Here is a 1,882-nt window from a genome sequence, read left to right as displayed (position 1 = left end):
GTACGCCCAGCATGGGCGTCATCTCTAGGGTGAAAGTCCCGAACGGGGGCTGGCGAGCGCCTACCGTTAGCCAAGGGCAAGGGTGTCCACCGTGAGGTGGAATCTGAAGGAAGCCGGAGGCAAAAGCACGGGCCAAGGTACACGAACTGGATTTGAGGCTGTGTCAGTCGGATGAGTCACCTAAACATGACGAAATCCAAAGCCGCCAAGGACTGACGCGGTATACTCCAGTGGTCGCGGGCGGAAAGATGAAGCTCTTATCTGGGGAGGCCTGCTGGATACGCAAGGAAAAAAAACTTGTAACCGTAGCCGAGAGGCTGCGCTGAACCAGCAGGAGTCAGCAGAGGCCATAGTACGTAAACTGTTGCAACAGCTTACGGAAGGGCTGAACCGAAAGGAGAGAGGAAGACGATACGTTCGTATGAAGAGCAACGACAGCAGAATATCTCGCAAGAGAGCTTGCGGCAAAGAGAAGCGGTGAAGCCGTCAGGGTATGCCGGAGCGCCGAGTTCTTCGTCGGCACAAGTCGCCCCTTCCACTCGCGAAGACCAGAACAACTTGCTGGAGCGAATGCTCGAAGGAGATAACCTACGACTCGCGTACAAACGAGTGGTGCAAAACGGAGGAGCGCCCGGCGTGGACAATGTAACGGTAGCGAATCTACAAGCTTACTTGAAAACACACTGGGAATCGGCGAAAGCCGAACTCCTAGCGGGGGCTTACAGACCTGCGCCAGTCAAACGGGTGGAAATCCCCAAACCCGGAGGCGGTGTACGGCTGCTAGGCATTCCGACCGTAATGGACCGTTTTCTCCAGCAAGCTCTTCTACAAGTCATGAACCCGATCTTTGACGCACAATTCTCCTGGTACAGCTACGGCTTTCGGCCGGGAAAGAGTGCGCATGACGCCGTTAAACAAGCCCAAAGGTATATCCAAAGTGGCCTGAGATGGGTCGTGGACTTGGATCTGGAGAAATTCTTTGACCAGGTAAATCACGACATGCTGATGGCAAGAGTGGCGCGGAAAGTGACAGACAAAAGAGTGCTGACCCTGATTCGCGCCTATCTGAACGCCGGGGTGATGGGGGATGGAAAGCTGGAGCACAGCCGGGAAGGAACGCCACAAGGCGGTCCGCTCAGTCCGCTCTTAGCGAACATTCTATTGGATGATCTGGATAAGGAATTGACCGGACGAGGCCTGCGGTTTGTGCGCTATGCGGACGACTGCAATATCTTTGTGGCGAGTAAGCGAGCAGGCGAACGGGTTATGGAATCGGTTAGCCGATTTGTGGAAGGAAAGCTACAACTGAAAGTGAACCGGGAGAAAAGTGCGGTAGCCAGACCCTGGCACCGGAAGTTTCTAGGGTTTAGTTTCCTGAGCCAGAAACAGGCAACGATTCGATTAGCACCGAAGACAATCTCACGATTCAAGGAAAGAATTCGTGAACTGACGAATCGAACCTGGTCCACTTCCATGGAAGAACGAATTAGCCGACTAAACCGGTATTTGATGGGGTGGCTAGGCTATTTCCATCTGGCGTCGGCGAAGAAACACCTCCAAACGTTGGACCAGTGGATTCGGAGAAGACTCCGAATGTGTCTGTGGAAGCAATGGAAACGAGTGCGCACACGAATCCGCGAACTCCGGGCACTTGGGGTTCCAGAGTGGGCCTGTTTTAGGATGGCTAACTCGAGGCGAGGCGCATGGGAAATGTCTCGGAACACAAATAATGCCCTACCGACTTCCTACTGGGAAGGGAAAGGGCTGAAAAGTTTGCTTTCACGTTATCTGGAGCTTGGTTAACCTTTTGGAACCGCCGTATGCGGACCCGCATGTACGGTGGTGTGAGAGGACGGGGGCTTACCGCCCCCTCCTACTCGAT

General features: G+C 54.1%; 1 protein-coding gene. It reads left to right on the top strand.

Features of this window, described 5'->3' with window-relative positions; genetic code table 11:
• The first annotated feature begins 411 nt into the window (after positions 1-411).
• A complete protein-coding gene (gene ltrA / locus EH198_RS24265; protein WP_124698033.1) occupies positions 412-1,803 on the top strand; it encodes a group II intron reverse transcriptase/maturase in 1,392 nt (463 codons plus the stop codon).
• Positions 1,804-1,882: the final 79 nt, after the last annotated feature.

The sequence above is a fragment of the Paenibacillus rhizophilus genome (assembly GCF_003854965.1).
In the GTDB taxonomy this organism is placed as follows: Bacteria; Bacillota; Bacilli; order Paenibacillales; family Paenibacillaceae; genus Paenibacillus_AQ; species Paenibacillus_AQ rhizophilus.
This window is presented reverse-complemented; position numbering and strand designations above follow the sequence as displayed.